1 protein-coding gene is annotated in these 409 nt (G+C 65.0%); it reads right to left on the bottom strand.

The annotated features are described in order from the left end of the window. Nucleotides 1-409, bottom strand: a 409-nt coding sequence (locus ACLIIZ_RS21115; RefSeq protein ID WP_416695679.1) for a VCBS domain-containing protein, incomplete at both ends; no start/stop codon positions are given.

Raw genomic sequence — 409 nt, 5'->3', positions numbered from 1 at the left:
GTGATCGTCACCACGATGTCGTGCGTCGTCCCGTCCACCGTCTTCACGGTGAAGGTCTCGACCTTCGTCTCGCCTTCGCCCAGGTATTGCACGTCGGCGTTCGCCACCGTGTAGGTCCAGTCGCCGGTCGTCGTGATCGTCAGACCGCCCAGCGCGCCGGCGCTGGCAACGACGCCCGTGGTCTGGAACTGGGCTTCGTCCAGGCCATCGACGTCCGTCACCAGCAGCGTGCCGGTGTCGGTCAGGTTCGGGTTGCTGGCGTCTTCCGTCACCGCGCCCTGATCCTTGCCGCTCACTTCGGCGCCGTCATTGGTGCCGGTGATCGTGATCACCACGTCGTGCGTCGTCCCGTCCACCGTCTTCACGGTGAAGGTCTCGATCTTGGTTTCGCCTTCGCCCAGGTACTGCA

This window comes from Azonexus caeni, from assembly GCF_048146105.1.
Lineage (GTDB): Bacteria > Pseudomonadota > Gammaproteobacteria > Burkholderiales > Rhodocyclaceae > Azonexus > Azonexus aromaticus_B.
This window is presented reverse-complemented; position numbering and strand designations above follow the sequence as displayed.